Origin of the sequence: Pseudonocardia xinjiangensis (assembly GCF_012911925.1) — a bacterium.
Classification (GTDB): Bacteria; Actinomycetota; Actinomycetes; order Mycobacteriales; family Pseudonocardiaceae; genus Pseudonocardia; species Pseudonocardia xinjiangensis.
Genome location: NZ_JAAXKY010000068.1, coordinates 17,517 through 37,539 on the forward strand (window position 1 = coordinate 17,517; position 20,023 = coordinate 37,539).

Here is a 20,023-nt window from a genome sequence, read left to right on the forward strand (position 1 = left end):
AGTCCTGGCGGGGGCACCATCCGGATCACCATCAGATACGGCCCCTCACCTGCCTCGACAGAGTGAGGGGCCGATCCTGTTGTATCCGGCGCGTCCGAGCCGCGTCAGGAGGCGATCTTGAGCAGGAGCTCGCTCAGCTCGACCGGCATCGTGATCATGCAGTCGTGGCCGGTCGGCAGCTCCCACACCTCGGACGGGGCGCCATTGGGCTGCAGGGCCGGGACCGGGCGGCGGACTATCGAGTCGGGCGCGACCGTGTTGTGGATGTGGGTGCGGGGGATCGTCCGGGCGGCCGGAGCGTCCAGGTGGACCGGCTGCTGCAGGCAGAGCACCGACATGTCCGAGAGCATCGCGCGCAGCCATCCGACGTCGGCCGGGTCGGTCACCCCGAACAGGCCGTAGGGGGCCGGCAGCTCCGGCATCGGCGGGACCCGCCAGCCGTCGCCGGAGCTCGTCGCCTGGTCGATCGCGAACTGGATCCCCGGCATCACGTCGACCGCGGTCTCGCCGTCCTCCGGCACCATCGCGTCGAGGTAGACCAGGTGAGCGATCCGGTCGGGGACCGCGTTGGCCACCGACGAGACGACCAGCCCCGCGTAGCTGTGCCCCACGAGGACCACCTCCGTGAGGTGCTCGTCCTCGATCACCCGCTCCTGGCAATACGGCACATTCCGGTGCCCCGGTTCCGCGGAGGTAACGATGGCGACGGACTGCGACCAGCCGCGCGCCCGCATCGTGCTCGACATGATCGGGGACAAGTGGTCGCTCCTGGTCGTGCGCAGCCTGCGGCACGGCCCTCGGCGCTTCACCGAGGTCAAGAAGGACATCGACAGCATCAGTCAGCGCATGCTCACCGTCACCCTGCGCGGACTCGAACGCGACGGCATCCTGACCCGCACGGTGCGCAGCGTGATGCCGCCACACGTCAGCTACGAGCTGACCACGATGGGTGTAACCCTCCGCGAGGCGGCGGCGCCCCTGCTGGAGTGGAGCGTCGCGCACCTGAGCGAGATCGACGCCGCCCGCTCCGCCTACGACGCCCGCACCGCCCGTGCCCCGGAGTCCGGCACCCCGGCGTAGTCGGGCAGCTCGACGCCGTTGATCGCGCGCTCGATCAGCTCGAGGTCCCATTCAGGCTCCGCGCTCGGCTCCGCGTCCGGCCCCGGGACGTCACGGCTGCGTACATGCAGTCGGCCGATCTCCTGGTTGGCCTCGACGAACGAGCGCATCCGCCCCTCGTAGCCGGCGAACCCGGCCTCCGGGTCCCACCCGGCCGCGGCCAGCTCTCCGGCCAGCAGATACGCGCCGACCAGGGCCAGCCCGGTGCCCTGCCCGGACATCGGCGACGAGCTGAACGCCGCGTCCCCGAGCAGCCCCACCCGCCCGCTCGACCAGCGGTCCATCACCACCTGGGCGACCTGGTCGAGGTAGAAGTCCGGGGTGTCGTCCAGGTGGGCGAGGATGCGCGGGGTCAACCAGCCCAGGCCGGCCATCCGCTCGCGCAACAGGTCCTTCTGGGCCGCGACGTCGCGGTGGTCGACGTCGAAGTCGGCCGAGGGGAAGGAGAACATGGCCATCGCCCGGGTGGCGTCCTGGATGGGCCGCAGGCCGGCGGAGCGCCCGGACTCCGCCTCCTGGAAATCGATCACCCAGCGATCCAGCCCGAACTCGTTGGGCACGCTGTAGAAGGCCAGCACGAGCCCGAGGTGGCGGACGAACCGCTCGCGCGGGCCGAACACCATCGCTCGCAGCGCCGAGTGCAGCCCGTCCGCGCCGATCACCAGGTCGAAGCGCCGCCGGTCGCCGCCCGCGAAGGCCACGTCGACCCCGTCCGCGTCCTGCGTGAGCTCGGCGATCCGGTCGCCGAAGACGTACTCGACGCCGTCCCGGGTGTCGTCGTAGAGCACCTGGGACAGGTCCCCGCGCAGGATCTCGATCTCCGAGATGTACCCGTCGCCGCCGTCGTCGTCCGCGCGGAAGGTCTCCAGCACGTTCCCGTCCACGTCCACGGTGTTCGCGCCCGCGGTCTCGGTGCGGGCAGCGCGCACCGGCGCGTCCAGTCCCATCCGCCGGATGACCTCCTTGGTCACCCCGCGCGCGTCCACCGCCTGCCCACCGGGACGCAGCTCCGGGGCCCGCTCCACCACGGTCACCTCGGCCCCCCGCCGGCACAGCCAGTGGGCCAGCGCGGGCCCCGCGATGCTCGCCCCCGCCACCAACACCCTGATACCGCTCACAACGCCCCCTGATCGTCCGATTCGTGTCGAGATGTGGAGTCGGACCCGTCCTCGGTCCACCCCGCTCCCGGCAGTGAGACCGGGGCGCGGTCAGGAACTCATCGCTGCGCAGTCATCCGCCGGGCGCTGGTCGACCGGAACCCGCTCGGGTTGACGCCTCGGACTCGCTTGAACGCCGCGCTGAACCCGAACGGGTCGGAGTAACCCACGGCGCGGGCGACCTCCGCGACCGTGGTCGCCTCCTGCTCGACCAGCAGGTCCGCCGCAAGTGTCATGCGCCAGTGTGTGAGGTACGTCAGCGGCGGTTCGCCGACCAGGTCGGCGAACCGCTTGGCCAGCGTCGAGCGCGACACCCCGGTGCGGTCGGCCAGCGCGGAGACCGTCCACGGCGCCGCCGGGTCGGCGTGGAGCAGGCGCAGCGCCTCGCCGACCACCGGGTCCCGCTGGGCGGCCCACCACGCGGGAGGCTCGCCGCCGGGCCGGTCGAACCACGTGCGCAGCGTGCAGACCAGCAGCCAGTCCAGCAGCCGGTCCAGCACCACCTGCTGGCCCGGGGTGTCGGTCGCCACCTCGGCGGCGAGGTGGTCCAGCACCGGGTCGCCCGTGTCCCCCGGGTCCACGCGCAGCACGACGGGTAGCGCGTCCAGCAGCCGCCGGCTGATCTCGCCGCGCACCGGGTAGGCACCGACGATCAGGGTCGCCGCGCCGTCGCCGTCGTCGCCGCAGTCGTTCCAGCCGAGCCGGTGCCGGGTGCCACCCTGCTCGGGCGTCGCGCAGTGCTCCCCGCACGCGACCGGCTCGGCCCGGGTCCCGACCTCGTCGACGAACGTGAACGTCCCGGGGCCCCGCACGACGACCGTCTCGTAGGCGCGCAGCGGTTCGGGCGAGCAGTGCTCCGGCACGATCCAGCCCGACCCGCCGAGGACGGTGCACAAGGTCAGCGGCGGGCCGTCCACGAAGTGCAGCGCCCAGGGCGGGGTCAGGGTCGAGCTGCCGAACAGCGAACCCTGGGCCCGCACTCCCCGGATCAGGTCATCGAACACGGCCACGTGCGCGAGATTAGGCGAATACACAGGCGATCCGGCTCCTCACCTATGGATTCGTCCGAGCCCGCCCCGTTCACTCGATGTCATGACCAACGGCACCACCCTCGTCCTCGGCGCCACCGGGAAGACCGGCCGGCGGATCCTCGCCCGGTTGCGGCTGCACGGCACACCCGTGCGCGCTGCCTCCCGGTCCAGCCGGGTCCGGTTCGACTGGTCCGATCCCGGCGGCTGGGACGCGGCCCTGCAGGGCGTCACCGCCGTCTACGTCGTGGCCCCGCGCGTGCCCGGTCCGGTGCACGAGTTCGTGGCCCGGGCCGAGGCCGCCGGCGTGCAGCGCCTCGTCCTGCTCTCCGGGCGCGGCGCCGACACCTGGGGCGACTCCCCGTTCGGGCTGGACATGCGCTCGGCGGAGGACGCCGTACGCGGCTCGGCGCTGGAGTGGACCGTCCTGCGGTCGTCGAACTTCGACCAGAACTTCGACGAGGACGTCTTCCACGCCCCGCTTCTCACCGGCGAGCTGGCGCTCCCGGCCGGTGCGGTCCCCGAGCCGTTCATCGACATCGAGGACGTCGCCGACGCCGCGGCCGCGGTGGTGACCGAGCCCGGCCGCCACGCCGGACGGATCTACGAGCTGACCGGACCGCGTGGGATCACCTTCGCCGAGGCCGTCGATCTGATCTCCCGGGCGTCCGGGCAGCCCATCACCTACAAGCAGATCTCCCCCGCCGAGTACACCGCGACGCTGGTCGAGGACGGCGTGGGCGAGGACGACGCCCACCACGTCGCCGAGATGTTCGTGCTGATGGAACGCGGGCTGATCGCCGCGACGACGGACGACCTCGCCACCGTGCTGGGACGGGCGCCCCGGACCTTCGAGGACTACGTCGTGCGGACGGCAGCGGCGGGGGCCTGGCGACGATGACCCGGTCCCCCTCATCTCCGGAAGGACCGCGATGAGCACCGACGCCCATGAACTGACCGCCCAGGACCTCGAGTTCCTCCGACGGCCCCTGCACGGGTTCCTGTCCGTGGCCGGGGGGCCGCACCCGCCACAGCCCCGGCCGGTGTGGTTCGAAGCCACTGCCGAGGGCACGGTCCAGCTGTTCACCGCTCCGGAGTCGCTGAAGGTCCGGCGCCTGCGCCGCGACCCCCGTGCCTCGATCGTCGTCGCCGCGCCGGTGGGTGAACGCGAGCGCTGGGTGTCGGTCGCCGGCCCCACCACGGTGGAACCTGACGGAGCGCACGACCTGGCCGCCCGCCTCGCCGCCCGCTACTGGGGCCCCGACAACCCGGCCCGGGCCGACGACCTCGCCGAGATCCTGGCCGCGGCCCAGGTCCGCCTCGTCATCCACCCGGAGGCCGTGAGTCGCTACAGGTATTGATCTCCGCGGCCGTGCGCTAGTGGGGTCCGTCCAGCGGGGTGAGCAGGACGATCGGGATCTCGCGGTCGGTCTTCCGCGCGTAGTCGTCGTAGAGCGGGAAGATCTCCACCATCTGCGCCCACAGGGCCGCGCGCTCGGCCGAGGACGCGACGCGGGCGCGTCCGGTGAACCGGCGAGTGCCGACCTGCACCCCGACGCCGGGGTCCGCCAGGAGGTTCATGAACCATGCCGGGTCCTCGTCGGCGCCGCCCTTGGAGGCGACGACGACGTACGCGTCGCCCGAGGTGCCGTAGATCAGGCAGGTGCGGCGAGGTGTACCGGTCCGGCGGCCGGTCGTGGCGAGCACGAGGGTCCGCACGCCGTTGTTCTCGTGGCCTTCGGCGCCGCCCGAGGCGAGGTAGGTGCGGGTGTGTTCGGCGACCCAGTCCCACTGCGAGTCGGTGGCGCGGTCGAGGTCCTCGGCGATGGCCATGGCGGCTGTCCTTCCGGTAGAAGCGATGGTGCGACGGAGCCGTACGTCCACTACTTCGTGATCTCGTAGCGCAGAAGTGCCACGCCGTTGTCGAACGCGGTGGCCTCCACCAGCAACAGGTCGTGCCCGTCCACGAAGACGCGCGTTCCCGTGCCGCGTGACACCGGGCAGACCAGCATCCGGACTTCGTCGACGACGCCGGCCTCCAGCAGGGAGTGCATGAGCGTCAAGCTCCCCCACAGCCAGATGTCCTTGCCGCTCTGCCCCTTGAGCTCCCGGATGGTGGCCACCGGGTCGCGCGTCACGGTCGCGGCGGGAAAGTCACCCCAGGGCGCGTCGTCGAGCTTCGATGAGGCGACGATCTTGGTGAGGTTGTTGAGCTTCTGGCCGTACTCGCCCTGCTCCTCGGCGTAGGGCCAGTAGTCCTTGGTCTGGGCGTAGGTGGTGGCGCCGAGAACCATCGTGTCGACCGAGTCGATGAACCCCATCAGGCTCGCCTTGAACGCGGGGTTGGTCTTCTCGGAGAAGGGCTCCCCGGACACGAAGGTGAGCCCGCCGTCCTCCTCCGCGGCGATGTTGTCGACGGTGACCCACTGCTGGACGACGAGCTTTCGCATGGCTGCCCTTCCGGTACGTGCGGCCACGCCGGCCGCATCCGCCACTGGGACGGAGCCGCCACGCCGGTCTCGACATCCCGGCCACAAAGTTCCGGGTCGAGATCGACCGATCAACGCTCCTCGGGTGCGGGTCGGTGAGTGCGTCGGCGGAGGTAGCGGCGTTCGGCCTCGTTCCGGGTGAGGGCGGCGGCGGCGCTGAACTCGTCGTCCGCCCGGTCGTGGTCGCCGAGCTGGTCGAGGAGGTGCGCGCGGACAGCGTGGGCGCGCTGCGCGACGAGGGGGTCGTCGGTGAGGTGGTGGTCGCGATCGAGCTGTTCGAGCAGGGCGAGCCCGCGGCGCGGCCCGAAGGCATGTGCGACGGCGACGGTGCGGCTGAGGCGGACCGGCGCAGTGGGCTGCAGACGTTCGAGCCACAGATACAGGGCGGCGATCTGCGGCCAGTCGGTCTCCGCAGCGGTCTTCGCCTGTGCGTGGGTCGCGGCGATGGCCGCCTGGAGCTGATAGGGCCCGACACGCTCCTGCGACCAGGCTTGCTCGATTAGCTCCCGACCCTCGGTGATCAGGATCTCGTCCCACCCGGTGCGGTCCTGCTCGGAAAGGACGACGAGTTCCTGGTGAGGGTCCGTACGGGCGGCGCGGCGTGCTTCGGTCAGCAGCATGAGCGCGAGCAGTCCTGATACCTCGGCATCTCCGGGCAGAACGCCGTGGAGCATCCGGGCGAGCCGGATCGCCTCCGCGGTGAGGTCGGTGCGGGTGAGCCGGTGGCCGGCGGTGGCCGTATACCCCTCGTTGAAGATCAGGTAGAGCATCTTCATCACGACGGGGAGGCGCCCTGTGACGTCGTCCTCGTCGCGCATCTCGAAACGGGCGCCGGCCTTCGTGAGAGTCTGCTTGGCCCGGCTGATCCGGGTACCCATCGTGGACTCCGTCGTGCCGTAGGCGTGGGCGATCTCATCCGTCGTGAGCCCGCCGACCGCGCGCAGAGTGAGCGCGACCTGGGAGACCTCGCTGAGTGCCGGGTGGCAGCACAGCAGCAGCAGTTGGAGGCTGTCGTCGTAGTCGACGACGGCGGGTCCAGGTCGGCTGGGATCGACAAGCACGGGGTCGGCGTAGGCGGCGTCCTCCTCGCGGCGGTGCGCAGCCTGTTCGGAGCGGATGAGATCGATCATCTTGCGATAGCCGACGCGGATCAGCCAGCTACGCGGCTCATCCGGCACGCCCTTGTCGGGCCACCGCCCGGTGGCGACGATCAGGGCTTCCTGCACGGCATCCTCGGCGAGCTCGAACCGGCCGAAGCGACGCACCAGCGCACCGAGCACGTGCGGCGTCTCGTTCCGCAGCATGTGCTCGATGCGCCGGGTCCCGGCTTCCCCGGTGCCGTCGGTCGGGGGCGCCATCAGGCGAAGTCGTCGCCCATGATCGGCCGAATCTCCATCGGCTCGCCCAGTGCGTCGACCATCCGGGCGACGATGTCGCGGGCGCGCTCGAGGCTGGAGACGTCGATGATCGCGAAACTCGCGAGAACCTCCTTCAGCTCGGCGAAGGGGCCGTCCGTGGCAACGACGCCCGCGTCGGTCTTCCGGACCGTCGTGGAGACGGCGGGATGGCCCAGGCCCTCGCTCTGCACGAACTCCCCGGTCTCGCGCAGCTCGGCCTCGAACTTCTGGTAGGCGGCGAACGCGTCGAGAGCCTCCGGGCTGGGCACGTCGGCGGTCTCGGCGTCCCACGCCTGCGCGGGGGTGTAGCTCAACAGCAGGAACTTCATGACTCTCCATCCGACATCGGTGGCGGCTCAGCTCAGGCGGGTCACACGCCACTCCGGAGGCGCAGCGCGGACACGGTGACCCACGAGAACGCGATCAGTCCGGTGACGGCGATCTGGATGCTCGACTCCGTGGGCGACATCGGCAGCAGCAGCACGACGGCGACCAGCCCATTGCCGATCGAGGCCCACACCCGGCGGCGCCGGATCGAGCGGACGAGCAGCGCGATGCACGCACCGGCGAGGGCGATGAACGACACCGCTGCCGCCGCCGTGTGCACGATCGAGTGCCACGACATCTCCACGACGCCCGCCGGTGCGCCGATCGGGAACCCGTTCTGGGCGTCCATCGGGAAGCAACCGGCGATCAGGAAGCCCGCGCCGAAAACACTGAGAAGGATCCGGGCGATCCGCGAGCCTGCGCCCGTCGAGACGATGCATCGGTGTGCGACAGCGAAGGCGATCGCGCCCAGTCCCGCCAGCACGAACGAGACCTGCTGGAGCCAGCCGAGACCGCCGGTGGCGAGCTGGCTGAGCGGATGGATGCGGATGTCGAATCCCTCCCGCGTCAGCGCCTGCGCCGCGGACGAGACGTAGAAGAACGGTCCGGCGAGCGCGGCAGCCGTGAGCAGCCGACGAGTACGCCTGCGAGCCGCAGGTGCTCCGAGGTCGTGCACCGCCTGGGGGGTGGTGCTGGTGACCATGATGTCCTCCGCCGAGTGCGTCGTCGCCCGGGTCCGGGCGGCGTTCACGGACACCACGGAGCCGAATGTGCCGTCTCGACATCCTCGGCAGGACGTTCTCGGAAAGATTTCTCGCACCGTCGTGTCAAGAACCCGGCAGCCGCTCCGAGGTACCGGCGAGAGCGGCCGCATCGGAGTCGCTCCCGGCGCAGTCGAGGAGCACATCATGAACGACGACACGACCACCCTTCCCGCCGGCGCGGATGACGACCGGCAGGAGGAGCATCCCCAGCCCAGCGACCGCATCCGCGCGCTCGACCGGCTCGTCGGCACCTGGACGGTGACCGGCGGCGCCGAGGGGACCGTGCGCTACGAGTGGATGCCCGGCGGGCACTTTCTCATCCAGCACGTCGAACTCGAACAGTTCGGTCGGTCCGTCACCGGATTCGAGGTCATCGGGCACCTGCACCCGTTCGGCGAGCCCGTCGGCGAGGAGATCGCCTCGAGGTTCTACGACTCGATGGGCAACACCTTCGACTACGTCTACGAGCTCGAAAACGACACTCTCACCATCTGGGCAGGCGCGCACGGCAGCCCCGCATACTTCCGCGGTACGTTCACCGACCGCGATCACACGATGACCGGCGACTGGGTCTACCCGGGAGGCGGCGGATACACCAGCACCATGACCAGGCAGTAACGCCGATGTCGCCGAGCCGACAGGCTCCGTCTCAGACGCTGCGCAACACCGAGACGATCACGCCCAGCACGACGGACTCGTCGCCGTCGATGACGTCGTAAGCCGGGTTCCGCGGCTCGAGGTACACGTGCCCGTTGCGGCGGCGGTACACCTTCACCGTGGCCTCCCCGTCGATCATCGCGGCGACGATCTGCCCGGAATGGGCCTCGGACTGCTGGCGCACCACGACGGTGTCACCGTCGCAGATCGCCGCGTCGATCATCGAGTCACCGCGCACCCGCAGAGCGAAGACGTTGCCGCGCCCGGCGAGAGCGCGGGGCAGCGTCAGCACGTCGTCGACGTGCTCCTCGGCCACGATGGGAGTCCCCGCAGCGATATCTCCGACCACGGGCACGGCCACCGAGTCGTCGACGGCCCTGCGCGGCCGGGGCTCCTGCAGGAAGACGCGCACGTCGATCGGCCGGCACATCGCCGCACCGCGCCGGAGGAAACCCTTCTCCTCCAGGCTCGCCACATGCTTCGACACCGACGACGATGACCGCAGCCCGACGGCGTCCCCGATCTCGCGCGTGCTCGGCGGATACCCGTACCGGACCACCCAGTCCCGGATCGCGACCAGGATCCGCTGCTGGCGCGGCGGCAGCGTCGAGGTGTCCAGGTGCTCGAACACATCATGATCATCGGAGACGGGCACCCGCGGATGGTAGAGGCGGGCAGCTGGGTCGAGCCCCGGTGGGCGACGACGTGACGCAGGAGATGATGCCCACGGCCCATCCGGTGTTTCTCGGCTTCTAGTGTCGGCCGCATGACCATGCTTCGGTTCGACGGGGATGCCGCGCGACGTACCGAGCGAACGTATGCGAGCCCCGATGTCGCGGCGCAACGGGAGCACGTGCTGTCGTTGCTCGCGCCGCAACCAGGAGAGCGGGTTCTCGACGTCGGATCCGGGCCCGGTTACCTGTTGGCGTCGATCGCTGAGGCGGTGGGCCCGTCGGGCGTGGTGCACGGCCTGGACCCGAGCCCGGCGATGCACGCGCTCGCCGCTGCACGCACCGGCGGGACGCCGTGGGTCCACCTCGACGAGGGTGACGCCGTCTCGCTGCCGTACTCCGACGACACGTTCGACGCCGTCGTGTCGACCCAGGTCTACGAGTACGTCGCCGACATCTCAGGAGCGCTCGGCGAGCTGCGGCGGGTCCTGCGGCCCGGCGGGCGGGCGTTGATCCTCGACACGGACTTCGACTCGCTGGTGTGGCACACGGCCGACCGGGAGCTGAACCGGCGCGTCCTCACGGCCTGGGACGAGCACCTGGTGCACCCGCGCCTGCCGCAGACGCTGGCCGGGCTGCTGCGCCGCGCCGGGTTCGTCGTCACGGGGCAGCACGTGCACGTCATGTTCAACCCTCGGCTGACCGAGGACTCGTACAGCGCCCACATGATGCAGACGATCTCGCGGTTCGTCGTCGGCCGGCAGGGCCTGACCGCGGCCGACGCCGAGGCGTGGCTCGCCGACCTCCACGCGCGCAGCGACGAGGGCGACTACCTGTTCAGCGTCAACCGGTACGTGTTCGTGGCGACGGCAGCCTGACCTCACTCGCCATGCCGGCGGTCACGGCTGCCGCCGCGGTGCCGTCGGCATGACGACCCGCAGCTGGAGCATCGCCGCGAACCGCGCTTCCGGGTCGGTGAGGTCGATGCCGCCGACCTCGGTGAGGCGGCGCAGCCGGTAGCGGAACGTGTTGGGGTGGACGTAGACGGCCGCGGAGGCCGCGACGACGTCACCGAAGGCCTCCAGCCACGCCCGCAGGGTCTCCACCAGGTTCGTGTTGTGCTGCTCGTCGTAGGCGAAGAGCCGGGCCACCGGGCCGGTCGGGCGGTCACCGCGCGCCGAGACGAGGTCGCGCAGCTCCAGCACCAGCGCCTCGACCTGGACGTCGGACAGCCGCGCGACCCGGCGCCCGCGGCCGCCCTCCGCGCGGAGCACCCGCAGCGCCCGGTCGGCGCTGGCCCGCGCACCGGCCAGGCCTGCGGCGTCCTGCGCCGGTGGGCCGACCCCGATGACGGGACGGGCGCGGTCACCGACCCGGTCGAGGAAGTCCGCGGCGATCCGCCCGGCCCGCGTCTCGCCGTCGACGTCGGGGGCGACGGGCACGAGCCCGTAGGCGACGTCCCCGACGAGCGCGGCGGCACAGCGCGGGTGCACCGCGCTGAGGTGCACGGCGAGGCCGTCGGCCAGCCGCTGCCGTTCGGTGGCCAGGTCGGCGTCGCCGGCGATGGAGCGGTGGGCGTCGGGTCGGCCGAGCATCGCCATCGCGAGCACGACCACCGGCTGGTCGGCCAGGCCCAGCCGGTCGAGGGCCTCGCGGGCGCCCGCCCCGCCCTCCAGCGCGGTGCTCACGAGGTCGGCACGCAGCCTGCGCTCGACGTCGGCGCCCGCCCGGATCCGCAGCATGTGCAACGCCACGAGCCGCGCCGCGTCCGCCAGCGCCTGGGTGCGGTCGGGGCTGAGCGGGGCCCGCACGGCGGCCCAGATCGAGCCGAGCGCCTCGTCACCGGCGCGGACAGCCACCGCGACGCGCGGCAGGTCCACCCCGTCGAGGCCCAGGAGGAGCGGTTCGACGAGCACCGGCCGGTCGCTGCCGTAGAGCTCCCGGAACACCCCTCGTTCGGCGATCACCCGGGAGAAGCGTTCGGGGACCTGGCGGCCGAGGATCGTCTCCACGCGCGATGCGTCGGCCTCGTCCTGACGCCCGGAGAACGCCAGTACCCGGAAACTGAGGTCCTCGATGGTCACCGGCGCGTCGATGAGCGCGGCGATGGCGTTGGCGAGGGCGAACAGGTCACCGGACGGGATCCCGCCGAGCGTCTCGGCGCGGGCGTCGCCCACGTCCCCCTCACCCAGCAGCGCGCGCAGCATCGCCGCGAGCTGCGCCCAGGACGCGCCGGGGGTCAGCCCGACCAGTGCCACACCGGACTCCTCGGCCGCGGCGGCGACCTCGGGCGAGACGGTGACGGGCATGCGGACGACCAGCCCGGCGGCGCCGTGCCCGCCCAGCGTGAGCAGCAGTTGCTCGAGCTCCGCAGGCGCGCCGATGCCCACGCCCAGCACGAGCGCGTACCGCGGCAGCACCGGTTCCTCGAACGGGTCGTGGATCACGACGCCCCCGATCGGGCCCGCCCGGCCCGGGTCGCCGTGGAGGAGCTCCAGCAGCGTGCCGAGGTCGGCCAGCACCCGGCCGAGGCCGCGCTGCGATCGCAGGTCCATCGAAGCAGCACCGCCCGACGCTAGGGAGCCGGTCGGCGAGTCTAGATCGCCCCGCTTGTTCGTGCCGAAGGACGATCATCGTGGCGACCGCGGCACCTCACAGGGGCAGCCAGTCCGTGCCGGTGGTGACCGCGGCCAGCGCGTCGGGAAGCGGCTCGACGCCGAGACCGGGCGCGGTCGGGACCGGAAGGTGGCCGTCCTCCAGCACGAACGGCGGCGTGATGTCCGTGCGGTAGTAGCGATCGGACGCGGACGTGTCGCCGGGCAGCGTGAAGCCGGGCAGCGCGGCCAACGCCACGTTGGCCGCCCGGCCCAGCCCGGTCTCCAGCATGCCGCCCGCCCACACCGGCACGCCGTGCGCCGCGCACACGTCGTGGACGCGGCGCGCTTCGAGGTAGCCGCCGACCCGGCCGGGCTTGATGTTGACGATCGAGCACGCGCCCAGCCGGATCGCGTCCGCCGCCGACTTCGCCGACGTGATCGACTCGTCCAGGCAGATCGGCGTGGCGAGGGTCCTGGCCAGCTCCGCGTGGCCCAGCACGTCCTCCTCGTCGAGCGGCTGCTCGATCAGCAACAGGCCGAACGGGTCGAGCCGGGCCAGGTGACGGGCGTCGGCCAGGGTGTAGGCGGTGTTCGCGTCGACCTGGAGCAGCACGTCGTCACCGAAGCGCTCGCGCACGGCGCGCACCGGCTCCACGTCCCACCCCGGCTGGATCTTGAGCTTGATCCGGACGTAGCCCGCCTCCAGGTACCCGTCGACGGCGTCGAGCAGCTCACCGACCGAGCCCATGATCCCGACCGACACCCCGCACGGCACCCGCTCGCGGACGGCGCCCAGCTCGCGTGCGAGCGGCCGGCCCGCCGCCCGCAGCTCGGCGTCGAGCACGGCCATCTCCAGCGCGGCCTTCGCCATCCGGTGGCCCTTGAAGCGGTGCAGCGCCGGCACGACCATGTTCGCGTCCAGCCGCTCGTGTGCCGCCAGCGCCGGGACGAGGTAGCGGCGCAGCACGTCGGCCGCGCCGTCCACGTACTCGGAGGAGTACAGCGGGTCCGTCAGGGCCACGCACTCGCCCCAGCCCTCCGCCTCGTCGGTGACGGCACGCAGGAGCAGCACGTCGCGGGTCGTCTCGACGCCGAACGACGTGCGGAACGGCGCCACGAGCGGCATCCGGACCCGCCGCAGCTCCACCCCGGTCAGCTTCATCGGACCGCCCTCCCGGCGTCACGGTTGCGGGTGAGGACGTACCACCCGGTCCTGTCGAACCCGGCGACGCGGGAACCGCCCGCGATCGCCGGGGCGAGCACCTCACGCATCGCCACCCGCCACTCCTTGCCGTAGCCCGCGTCGGCGGCCCGCAGCTCCTCGATGTCGCGCGGGACAGCCACCAGCAGGGTGTCGCCGTCGAGCGAGCCGGCAACCGGCCCGTCGCGCTCCGAGCGGCCCAGCGCGACCACCGCCCCCGCCGCCAGCTCGGCCTGCACGTCGTACCACCGGAACGACCCGGAGCAGGCCGCGACGACGGCCGGGTCCTCGAGGTCCCACCGCAGCAGCAGGCGGTCGGTCTCGTCACCGCCGTTGATGCCGTCGTGCACTCCGCCGTAGAAGTTGGGCAGGTACTCGACGGGGGCGGCGGCGAGCTTGACCAGGTTGAAGTACGCGTTGCGGCGGACGAGCGGGTCGAACGTCCAGGTGACCGCCGAGACCCCCCGCCGCAGCGCCCACGCGCGCTGGTGCAGCTTCAACGCGTACCCGACGTGGCGGCCGCGCCCGGACGCGGCCACGCCGGCGATGTGACTGTGCATCATCCCGTCAGCGGGCGCGCCGAAGAAGCCGACGCAGGCACCCACCAGCTCCGCCCCGTCGAACGCGCCCGCGACGTAGTTCCCGCCCTTCGCGAGCGCACGCAGCAGCTCGGTGGTCACCGGCGGGTTGGCCGGGTCCGGCCGCCAGATCGCGTCGTAGAGCCGGTAGACCGCCTCCAGCCCGGCAAGGTCGGCGATCTCCCGCATCCGCACGCCTGCCGTGGCCGCGGCCGCCTCGGCTGCCACCCGTGCCGGCGTGGCCGCGTCTTCTGCTCCGCCGTCGATGCTCATGGTTGCGTCCGGGTCCGTGCTCGTCCGCGCGCCGCACCGCCCGGGGACCCGGCGAGCAGGTCGTCCACCAGCGCGGCGACGAGCGCGGCGCGCCCCGGCAGGTCGGCGACGACGACGTGCTCGTCGTCGGCGTGCGCTCCCCCGCCCGTTGCGCCGAGCCCGTCCAGCGTGGGCGTGCCGACGCCCGCGGTGAAGTTGCCGTCCGAACCGCCGCCCACCGCGGCGCGGGCCGGCGGCGGCAGCCCGAGCTCGGCGGCCAGCCGGACCGCGCGCCCGAACGGCTCCTCCGACGCCGCGGCCGCGAGCGGGGGACGGTTCGGGCCACCCGCCACCTCGACGCGCGCGCCGGGCAGCACCGGTCGCAGCGCGCGGATCCCGGCGTCCACCCGCCGCTGCTCGGCGGTGTCCCGGACGCGGACGTCGACCGTCACCTCGCCCGATGCGGCGACCGTGTTCGAGGCGGACCCGGCCGACATGAGGGTCGGGGTGACCGTCGTGCCGCGCCCGGGATCGGCCAGTGCGTGCACGGCGAGCAGCTGGTGGGCCAGCTCGACGGTCGCGTTGATCCCGCGTTCGGGTTCGAGCCCGGCGTGGGCGGCGCGGCCGGTGACGGTGATCCGGTACAGCGACACGCCCTTGCGCTCCGTCTTGAGCGCACCCCCGTCGGCCGCGGCCTCCAGCACGAGCGCCGCGGCACACCCGGCCGCGTCGGCCTCCACGAGCACGCGCGACGTGGGCGAGCCCAGCTCCTCGTCGCCGGTGACGAGGAGCGTCACCCCGGGACGCCCGGGTGCCGTCGCCCCCGCCAGCCGCAGCGCGTGCATCCCGACGACCAGGCCGGCCTTCATGTCGAAGCAGCCGGGCCCCCGCAGCACCCCGGCGTCGACGCGGAACGGGTGGGTGGCGAGCGAGCCGACCGGCCACACGGTGTCGTGGTGGCCGAGCAGCAGCACCCGCGGCGGGCCGTCGCCCAGCCGCCAGCGCAGGTGGCTGCGGCCCTCGGCGACGAGCCGCTCGGGCGCCACGCCGAGCACCCGCGTGCCGACCCGCGCCACGGCGTCGGCGCTCGCCGCGACCGCGGCCAGGTCGGCCGACGGCGACTCGCACGTCACCAGCTCCTCGATGTCGGCGAGCATCTCGGGGAGCGCGGCGTGCATGCGCGCGACGAACGTGGTGCGGTCCGGGCCGTCCCGCACCGCCTCGGAGCCCGGCACTCAGCTCACCCTCGGGGTGGCGCGCGCACCGAAGTGCACGTACCGCTGGCCGGTGGGCAGCTCGTAGAACGTCACGGGGAACCAGCTCTGCACCGAGCCGGGCAGCTGCACCAGGAAGAGGTTCTCCTCGACCGGCACCAGCGCGTACTCCTGCGTCTCATCGGGGACCAGCTCGGCGAGCGGGCCGATCACCGTCGTCCGCATCACGGGCCCGTCCGGGCCTTCGGCGACCTCGACCCGGACGCCCGCCCGCTCGTAGGTGCCCACGTGCCGGGACACGTCCACGGACACGGGCTCGGCCGGTGGGGTCGGCAGTCGGGGCAGCTCGACGTCGACGAGCTCGGCGAAGATCTCGCGGTAGAGGTCTTCGTGCAGGTCACGGTTGTTGCCGCCGTTGGTGAGCAGCGCGACGGCGAACCCGTGCGACGGGAGCAGCTCCAAGAAGGCCGCCTGCCCGACCGTGTTGCCGCCGTGCCCGATGACGCGGTGGCCGCCCCAGTCGTTCCGGATCCACCCGAGGCCCCACGAGTCGCCGAGCGTGTGCTTGTCGGGCAGGTCGGCCTGCTTGGACGCCATCTCCGCGGCGGCCTCCTCGCTGAGCAGCCGGGTGCCGTCGGGCGCGAGGCCACCGGTCAGGTGCAGGCGGGCGAAGCCGAGCAGGTCGGCGACGGTCGAGTTGATCAGCCCGGCCGGACCTGCCGACCGCTGGAGCGTCCAGACAGGAGCCCGGACGGGGTCGGCGCCGGGCTCACCGATGTGCCCCACCGCGGCCCGGTGCAGCAGCGCCTCCTCCGGCAGCGTGCTCGTGCGCCGCAGCCCCAGCGGCTCGAAGATCCGCTTGCGCACTGCCTCGTCCCACGTGCCGCCGATGATCTTCTCGATCACCCGCCCGGCCAGCGAGAACCCCGAGTTGCAGTACGACCAGGTGGCGCCGAGCGGGTGGTTCTGCGCCACGTCGACGAGCTGCGCCACGTACTTCTCGAGGTTGTCGTCGCCGCGCCCGGTGTCGGTGAAGACGTCACCGTCGATCCCGCTGGTGTGGGTCAGCAGGTGCCGCATCGTCACCCCCTTCGTGGCGTCCGGGTCGGCGAGCCGCAGCTCGGGAAGCACCTCGACGATCGGGACGTCGAGGTCGAGCAGGCCCTCGTCGACGAGCTGCATCACGATGGTCGTCGTCCAGACCTTGGTGATCGACCCGATCTGGAACACCGAGTCGGGTGTGGTCTCGACACCGGTGTCGACGTTCAGCACGCCGTGCGCGGCCTCGACGAGCTCGTCGTCGCCGCCAGGGTGCAGGCGCAGGATCCCGAGGGTGGCGCCAGGGACACCGTAGCGCGCGGCCAGCGCGGTGAGCCGCCGCTGCCAGTGCGCGGCGTCGATGCGCGGACGGCGCGGACCGGCGGCGTCACCGGCGTACTGCTCGACCCAGTCGAGGACCCGGCGGTTGACGTCGATCCGGTGGGAGGGACGGCCTTCGAGGATGAAGATGTGCGAGCCCTCCGGGTAGAGCACCAGCCGGGTCAGGACACCCTGCTCCCGCAGCGCCGTGTGCCACTGCTGGGCCTGGCCGACCGGGCAGAGCAGGTCGGCCCCGCCGTGCACGATCAGCGTCGGCGTGCGCACCCGGTCGACGTGGGTCAACGGGGACATCGCGGCGTACCGCTCGCTGCCCTCCCCCCACGGGCGCGCACCCAGCTCGTGCGCGCTGAGGAAGTGCCCCTCGTCGGAGGTGCCCGCCATGCTCGTGAGGTCGGTGACCACGCCACCCGCCACGGCGGCGGCGAACCGGTCGTCGCGGCTGGTCAGGTAGCAGGTCATGAAGCCGCCATAGCTGTAGCCGGCCACGGCGAGCCGCCGCGGGTCGGCGGTCCCGTCGGCGACGAGGTCGTCGAGCGGCTCCAGGAAGTCCTTCGCGTCGGCCTCGCCCCACCCGCCGCGGACCGCGTCGAAGAACTGCTCGCCGTAGCCGTCGCTGCCGCGCGGGTTGAGCAGCAGCACCGTCCAGCCGCGGGCGACCAGCTCCTGGTGGTAGAGGTGCACCTCGTCGGCAGCGGCGTTCCACGCGTTGTGCGGGCCGCCGTGGACGTCCAGCAGCAGCGGCTGCGGCCCCGGTTCGGCGGCCGGGTCCCGGATCAGCCAGCCCTGCACGACGGTACCGTCGGAGATCGTGAACTCCCGCTCCTCGCGGGCGAAGAGCTCGACGTCCGCGAGGTCCGCGCCGTGCTCGGTCCGGACGGTCTCCGCGCCGGTGGCGAGGTCGACCGCGACGATCTCGCCGAAGGACGTCGGCGTGCCCAGCGCCACGACGGCCGCGCCGCCCGCCACGGAGAGGCCCTGCACGTTGCGCCCGGCCCCGCCGAGCACCGGCCGCGGGGTACCGCCGTCGACAGGCACGGAGTAGAGGTGCGTGCAGCCCCGCTCCCTGGCGCAGAACAGCACGGTGGCGCCCTCGTCCACGAGCTGGGGAAGCGCGCCCGGGTAGGCGGGGCCGCCCGGCATCACGTTGCGGTCCAGCGGTGCGGCGAGGTCCACCGGGTCGCCACCGTCGAGCGGCAGCCGCAGCAGCCGGTTGTGGCCGGTCGGTGCTCCGGTCGTGCCCACGACGAGCAGCGCCGACCCGTCGGCGGTCCATCCGACCGGCCCGCCGACCCCCTCGGTCAGGCCGACCGGTTCGGGGGTGGCGGCGACGGCAGTGACGTCGAGGACGTGCACCGGCACCCGCAGCACCAGGTCCGCGTCCCGGGCGGTCGCCGCGGAGAACGCCAGCCGCGTGCTGTCGGGCGACCAGGACGGGCGCCCGGCGTGCCAGTCCCCGTCGGTGACGCGGCGGCACCGCCGGGTGTCGAGGTCGAGCACGTGCAGGTGGGTGCGCACCGAGCGCAGCAGCCCGGCGCCGTCGGCCTGGAGGTCGAGGCGGTCAGCCACCACGGGCGCGGTGTCCCGCCGGGCGCGCGCCTCGTCGCTCTCCCCGGCGTCGGCGGCGAGGTCGACGGCGGCGGCGAACGCGATCCGCGTGCCGTCCGGGCTCCACACCGGCGCCCCGGCGCCCATCGGCAGTGTGGTCAGTGGCTCGGGCTCGCCACCCCTGACGTCGAGCAGCCACACCTGCGGGCCCCCGTGGGCGGTGCGCAGGAACGCGACGTGGGTGCCGTCGGGCGACCACGCGGGCGCCGTGTCGGCGGGACCGCGGGTGAGCCTGCGGGGCCGCCCGTCGCGGGTGCCGACGCCCCAGATCTCCCGGACGGTGCGGTCGGCGTCGGCGTCGGTCGTGCGCAGGACGTAGACGACCTGGCTGCCGTCCGGGGACAGCGCGGGCTGCTCCGGCACGGCGATCGTCGTGAGGTCGTCGATCAGCTGGCGTCGGGTCACCGGGTGCTCCTCGGATCGATGGCGGCGTCGACGGGAACGTCGACGCGCTCTGCGTGCTCGGTGGTGTCGGGCGCCGCGAAGTGGCACGCGGCGCGGTGGCGGTGGCCGTCGGCCACGGGCTCGGTGGTCCGGCAGACCTCGCGGTCGGCGAGCACCAGCGGACCCTGGGGGCAGCGGCGGTGGAACCGGCACCCGGTCGGCGGATGCTGGGGGTCGGCCGGCTCCCCGTCGAGCACGGCGGGTGGCGCCGCGACGGGTCCGGTCACCGCGGCGAGCAGCTCGCGGGTGTAGGGGTGCTGCGGGTCCAGGAGGACGTCGTCGGCGGTCCCGTACTCGACGATGCGTCCGAGGTGCATCACCGCGATGTAGTCGCTGACGTACCGCACGACGGCCAGGTCGTGCGAGATGAACAGCATGGAGAGCGCGAGCCGCCGCTGGAGGTCGCGGACCAGGTTCAGCACCGTGCCCTGTACGGAGACGTCCAGCGCCGAGGTGATCTCGTCGGCGATCACCACGTCCGGGCGCCCGGCCAGCGCCCTGGCCAGCGCGACCCGCTGGCGCTGCCCCCCGGACAGCTGCGCCGGGTACGTGCCGGCGCGGTCGGCGGGCAGGGCGACCAGGTCGAGCAGCCGGGCGACCTCGGCCTGGCGGGCGCCCCGGCCGCGCACGCTGCCGCGGGGCAGCGCCTCCGCGATCGACGCGCCGACGGTCATGCGGGGGTCCAGCGAGGAGTACGGGTCCTGGAACACCATCTGGAGCGGGCGGCGACCCCGGGTGTGGTGCCGCAGCGGTTGCCCGTCCAGCAGGATGGCACCGCCCGCGATCGGGGTCAGACCGACCGCGGCCCGCGCGAGCGTCGACTTGCCCGACCCGGACTCCCCGACGAGGCCGACGACCGACCCGGCCGGGACCGTGAGGTCCACGCGTTCGACCGCGGTCAGGCCACGCCTGCGGCCGCCGAACCGGACGGTGACGTCCTCCAGGCGCAGCTCACTCATGGACACCACCGATCCGGACGGCGACGGGCGCGCCCGGCCGCCCCGCGACGTCGGCGTGCCAGCACGCGACCCGCCGGCTGCGGTCGTCTGACAGGAGCGGCGGTTCGACGTCCCGGCAGCGGTCGTCGGCGAGGCCGCAGCGCGGGGCGAACGCGCAGCCGGCCGGCCACCGGGCGGGGTCGGG

Annotated in this window: 20 protein-coding genes and 1 pseudogene; 5 read left to right on the plus strand and 16 right to left on the minus strand. The window is 73.0% G+C overall.

The features are described 5' to 3' along the window. Window positions 1-104: 104 nt before the first annotated feature. Window positions 105-647 carry an alpha/beta fold hydrolase gene (locus HF577_RS20400; RefSeq protein ID WP_312859260.1) on the minus strand — a complete coding sequence of 181 codons (543 nt, stop codon included), beginning with the start codon at window positions 645-647 and terminating at the stop codon, window positions 105-107. A gap of 52 nt (window positions 648-699) precedes the next feature. Here HF577_RS20400 and HF577_RS20405 point away from each other — a divergent pair, with 52 nt between their 5' ends. Then, complete coding sequence (locus HF577_RS20405) at window positions 700-1,080, plus strand: winged helix-turn-helix transcriptional regulator (RefSeq protein WP_169397508.1); 381 nt, start codon at window positions 700-702, stop codon at window positions 1,078-1,080. Here the strand turns inward: HF577_RS20405 and HF577_RS20410 are convergent. Both HF577_RS20410 and HF577_RS20415 read right to left on the minus strand, forming a co-directional pair. Next, window positions 1,032-2,237 (minus strand): FAD-dependent monooxygenase, encoded by a 1,206-nt coding sequence (locus HF577_RS20410; protein WP_312859261.1) that lies wholly within the window; start codon window positions 2,235-2,237, stop codon window positions 1,032-1,034. The genes HF577_RS20405 and HF577_RS20410 overlap by 49 nt on opposite strands. A gap of 98 nt (window positions 2,238-2,335) precedes the next feature. Next, complete coding sequence (locus HF577_RS20415; protein WP_169397509.1) at window positions 2,336-3,286, minus strand: AraC family transcriptional regulator; 951 nt, start codon at window positions 3,284-3,286, stop codon at window positions 2,336-2,338. A gap of 82 nt (window positions 3,287-3,368) precedes the next feature. Here HF577_RS20415 and HF577_RS20420 point away from each other — a divergent pair, with 82 nt between their 5' ends. Together HF577_RS20420 and HF577_RS20425 are read left to right on the plus strand one after the other, a co-directional pair. After that, a complete protein-coding gene (locus tag HF577_RS20420) occupies window positions 3,369-4,205 on the plus strand; it encodes an NAD(P)H-binding protein (protein ID WP_169397510.1) in 837 nt (278 codons plus the stop codon). 31 nt (window positions 4,206-4,236) lie between these two features. Further along, the gene (locus tag HF577_RS20425) at window positions 4,237-4,665 is read left to right on the plus strand and encodes a pyridoxamine 5'-phosphate oxidase family protein (RefSeq protein ID WP_169397511.1); all 429 of its coding nucleotides are present in this window, start codon (window positions 4,237-4,239) and stop codon (window positions 4,663-4,665) included. A 16-nt stretch (window positions 4,666-4,681) separates the two neighbouring features. Here HF577_RS20425 and HF577_RS20430 read toward each other — a convergent pair whose 3' ends face one another. The 5 genes from HF577_RS20430 to HF577_RS20450 form a co-directional block, all read right to left on the minus strand. Next, window positions 4,682-5,137: a nitroreductase family deazaflavin-dependent oxidoreductase gene (locus HF577_RS20430; protein ID WP_169397512.1), complete on the minus strand. Its 456-nt coding sequence runs from the start codon at window positions 5,135-5,137 to the stop codon at window positions 4,682-4,684. A gap of 50 nt (window positions 5,138-5,187) precedes the next feature. Further along, on the minus strand, window positions 5,188-5,754 hold the full coding sequence (locus HF577_RS20435) for a dihydrofolate reductase family protein (RefSeq protein ID WP_169397513.1): 567 nt from the start codon (window positions 5,752-5,754) through the stop codon (window positions 5,188-5,190). A gap of 110 nt (window positions 5,755-5,864) precedes the next feature. Further along, a complete protein-coding gene (locus HF577_RS20440; RefSeq protein ID WP_169397514.1) occupies window positions 5,865-7,151 on the minus strand; it encodes an RNA polymerase sigma factor in 1,287 nt (428 codons plus the stop codon). Further along, window positions 7,151-7,519 carry a YciI family protein gene (locus HF577_RS20445; protein WP_169397515.1) on the minus strand — a complete coding sequence of 123 codons (369 nt, stop codon included), beginning with the start codon at window positions 7,517-7,519 and terminating at the stop codon, window positions 7,151-7,153. The genes HF577_RS20440 and HF577_RS20445 overlap by 1 nt, the downstream gene beginning before the upstream one ends. Before the next feature lie 41 nt (window positions 7,520-7,560). Continuing rightward, window positions 7,561-8,277 (minus strand): DUF998 domain-containing protein, encoded by a 717-nt coding sequence (locus HF577_RS20450; RefSeq protein ID WP_312859262.1) that lies wholly within the window; start codon window positions 8,275-8,277, stop codon window positions 7,561-7,563. Between the two features lie 148 nt (window positions 8,278-8,425). Between HF577_RS20450 and HF577_RS20455 the strand changes: the two genes are divergently transcribed. Next, a complete protein-coding gene (locus HF577_RS20455) occupies window positions 8,426-8,899 on the plus strand; it encodes a hypothetical protein (RefSeq protein ID WP_246266771.1) in 474 nt (157 codons plus the stop codon). 31 nt (window positions 8,900-8,930) lie between these two features. Here the strand turns inward: HF577_RS20455 and lexA are convergent, their stop codons facing one another. Next, the gene (gene lexA, locus HF577_RS20460; RefSeq protein WP_169397516.1) at window positions 8,931-9,593 is read right to left on the minus strand and encodes a transcriptional repressor LexA; all 663 of its coding nucleotides are present in this window, start codon (window positions 9,591-9,593) and stop codon (window positions 8,931-8,933) included. 111 nt (window positions 9,594-9,704) lie between these two features. Here lexA and HF577_RS20465 point away from each other — a divergent pair, with 111 nt between their 5' ends. After that, window positions 9,705-10,487 carry a methyltransferase domain-containing protein gene (locus HF577_RS20465; protein ID WP_169397517.1) on the plus strand — a complete coding sequence of 261 codons (783 nt, stop codon included), beginning with the start codon at window positions 9,705-9,707 and terminating at the stop codon, window positions 10,485-10,487. 21 nt (window positions 10,488-10,508) lie between these two features. Here the strand turns inward: HF577_RS20465 and HF577_RS20470 are convergent, their stop codons facing one another. The 7 genes and pseudogenes from HF577_RS20470 to HF577_RS37560 form a co-directional block, all read right to left on the minus strand. Beyond that, window positions 10,509-12,164, minus strand: coding sequence for a PucR family transcriptional regulator (locus HF577_RS20470; protein WP_169397518.1), 1,656 nt, complete (start codon window positions 12,162-12,164; stop codon window positions 10,509-10,511). Between the two features lie 97 nt (window positions 12,165-12,261). Further along, complete coding sequence (menC, locus tag HF577_RS20475; RefSeq protein WP_169397519.1) at window positions 12,262-13,368, minus strand: o-succinylbenzoate synthase; 1,107 nt, start codon at window positions 13,366-13,368, stop codon at window positions 12,262-12,264. Beyond that, complete coding sequence (locus tag HF577_RS20480; protein WP_211174572.1) at window positions 13,365-14,258, minus strand: GNAT family N-acetyltransferase; 894 nt, start codon at window positions 14,256-14,258, stop codon at window positions 13,365-13,367. The genes menC and HF577_RS20480 overlap by 4 nt, the downstream gene beginning before the upstream one ends. Then, window positions 14,255-15,394, minus strand: a complete 1,140-nt coding sequence (locus HF577_RS20485; RefSeq protein WP_211174579.1) for a M20/M25/M40 family metallo-hydrolase — start codon at window positions 15,392-15,394, stop codon at window positions 14,255-14,257. The genes HF577_RS20480 and HF577_RS20485 overlap by 4 nt, the downstream gene beginning before the upstream one ends. Window positions 15,395-15,472: 78 nt before the next feature. Then, window positions 15,473-18,841 (minus strand): serine hydrolase, encoded by a 3,369-nt coding sequence (locus HF577_RS20490; protein WP_169397520.1) that lies wholly within the window; start codon window positions 18,839-18,841, stop codon window positions 15,473-15,475. After that, window positions 18,838-19,839, minus strand: a complete 1,002-nt coding sequence (locus HF577_RS20495) for an ABC transporter ATP-binding protein (protein WP_169397521.1) — start codon at window positions 19,837-19,839, stop codon at window positions 18,838-18,840. Before HF577_RS20495 ends, HF577_RS20490 begins: the two co-directional genes overlap by 4 nt. Then, window positions 19,832-20,023, minus strand: a pseudogene (locus HF577_RS37560) (hypothetical protein); the annotation flags it as partial. The gene HF577_RS20495 and the pseudogene HF577_RS37560, both read right to left, overlap by 8 nt.

Excerpts from the sequence above, each read along its gene's own strand:
- HF577_RS20405 (WP_169397508.1), top strand. The coding sequence starts at position 700 with ATGGCGACGGACTGCGACCAGCCGCGCGCCCGCATCGTGCTCGACATG.
- HF577_RS20420 (WP_169397510.1), top strand. The coding sequence starts at position 3,369 with ATGACCAACGGCACCACCCTCGTCCTCGGCGCCACCGGGAAGACCGGC.
- HF577_RS20425 (WP_169397511.1), top strand. The coding sequence starts at position 4,237 with ATGAGCACCGACGCCCATGAACTGACCGCCCAGGACCTCGAGTTCCTC.
- HF577_RS20430 (WP_169397512.1), bottom strand. The coding sequence starts at position 5,137 with ATGGCCATCGCCGAGGACCTCGACCGCGCCACCGACTCGCAGTGGGAC.
- HF577_RS20435 (WP_169397513.1), bottom strand. The coding sequence starts at position 5,754 with ATGCGAAAGCTCGTCGTCCAGCAGTGGGTCACCGTCGACAACATCGCC.
- HF577_RS20440 (WP_169397514.1), bottom strand. The coding sequence starts at position 7,151 with ATGGCGCCCCCGACCGACGGCACCGGGGAAGCCGGGACCCGGCGCATC.
- HF577_RS20445 (WP_169397515.1), bottom strand. The coding sequence starts at position 7,519 with ATGAAGTTCCTGCTGTTGAGCTACACCCCCGCGCAGGCGTGGGACGCC.
- HF577_RS20455 (WP_246266771.1), top strand. The coding sequence starts at position 8,426 with ATGAACGACGACACGACCACCCTTCCCGCCGGCGCGGATGACGACCGG.
- HF577_RS20465 (WP_169397517.1), top strand. The coding sequence starts at position 9,705 with ATGACCATGCTTCGGTTCGACGGGGATGCCGCGCGACGTACCGAGCGA.
- HF577_RS20470 (WP_169397518.1), bottom strand. The coding sequence starts at position 12,164 with ATGGACCTGCGATCGCAGCGCGGCCTCGGCCGGGTGCTGGCCGACCTC.
- menC (WP_169397519.1), bottom strand. The coding sequence starts at position 13,368 with ATGAAGCTGACCGGGGTGGAGCTGCGGCGGGTCCGGATGCCGCTCGTG.
- HF577_RS20480 (WP_211174572.1), bottom strand. The coding sequence starts at position 14,258 with ATGAGCATCGACGGCGGAGCAGAAGACGCGGCCACGCCGGCACGGGTG.
- HF577_RS20485 (WP_211174579.1), bottom strand. The coding sequence starts at position 15,394 with ATGCTCGCCGACATCGAGGAGCTGGTGACGTGCGAGTCGCCGTCGGCC.
- HF577_RS20495 (WP_169397521.1), bottom strand. The coding sequence starts at position 19,839 with ATGAGTGAGCTGCGCCTGGAGGACGTCACCGTCCGGTTCGGCGGCCGC.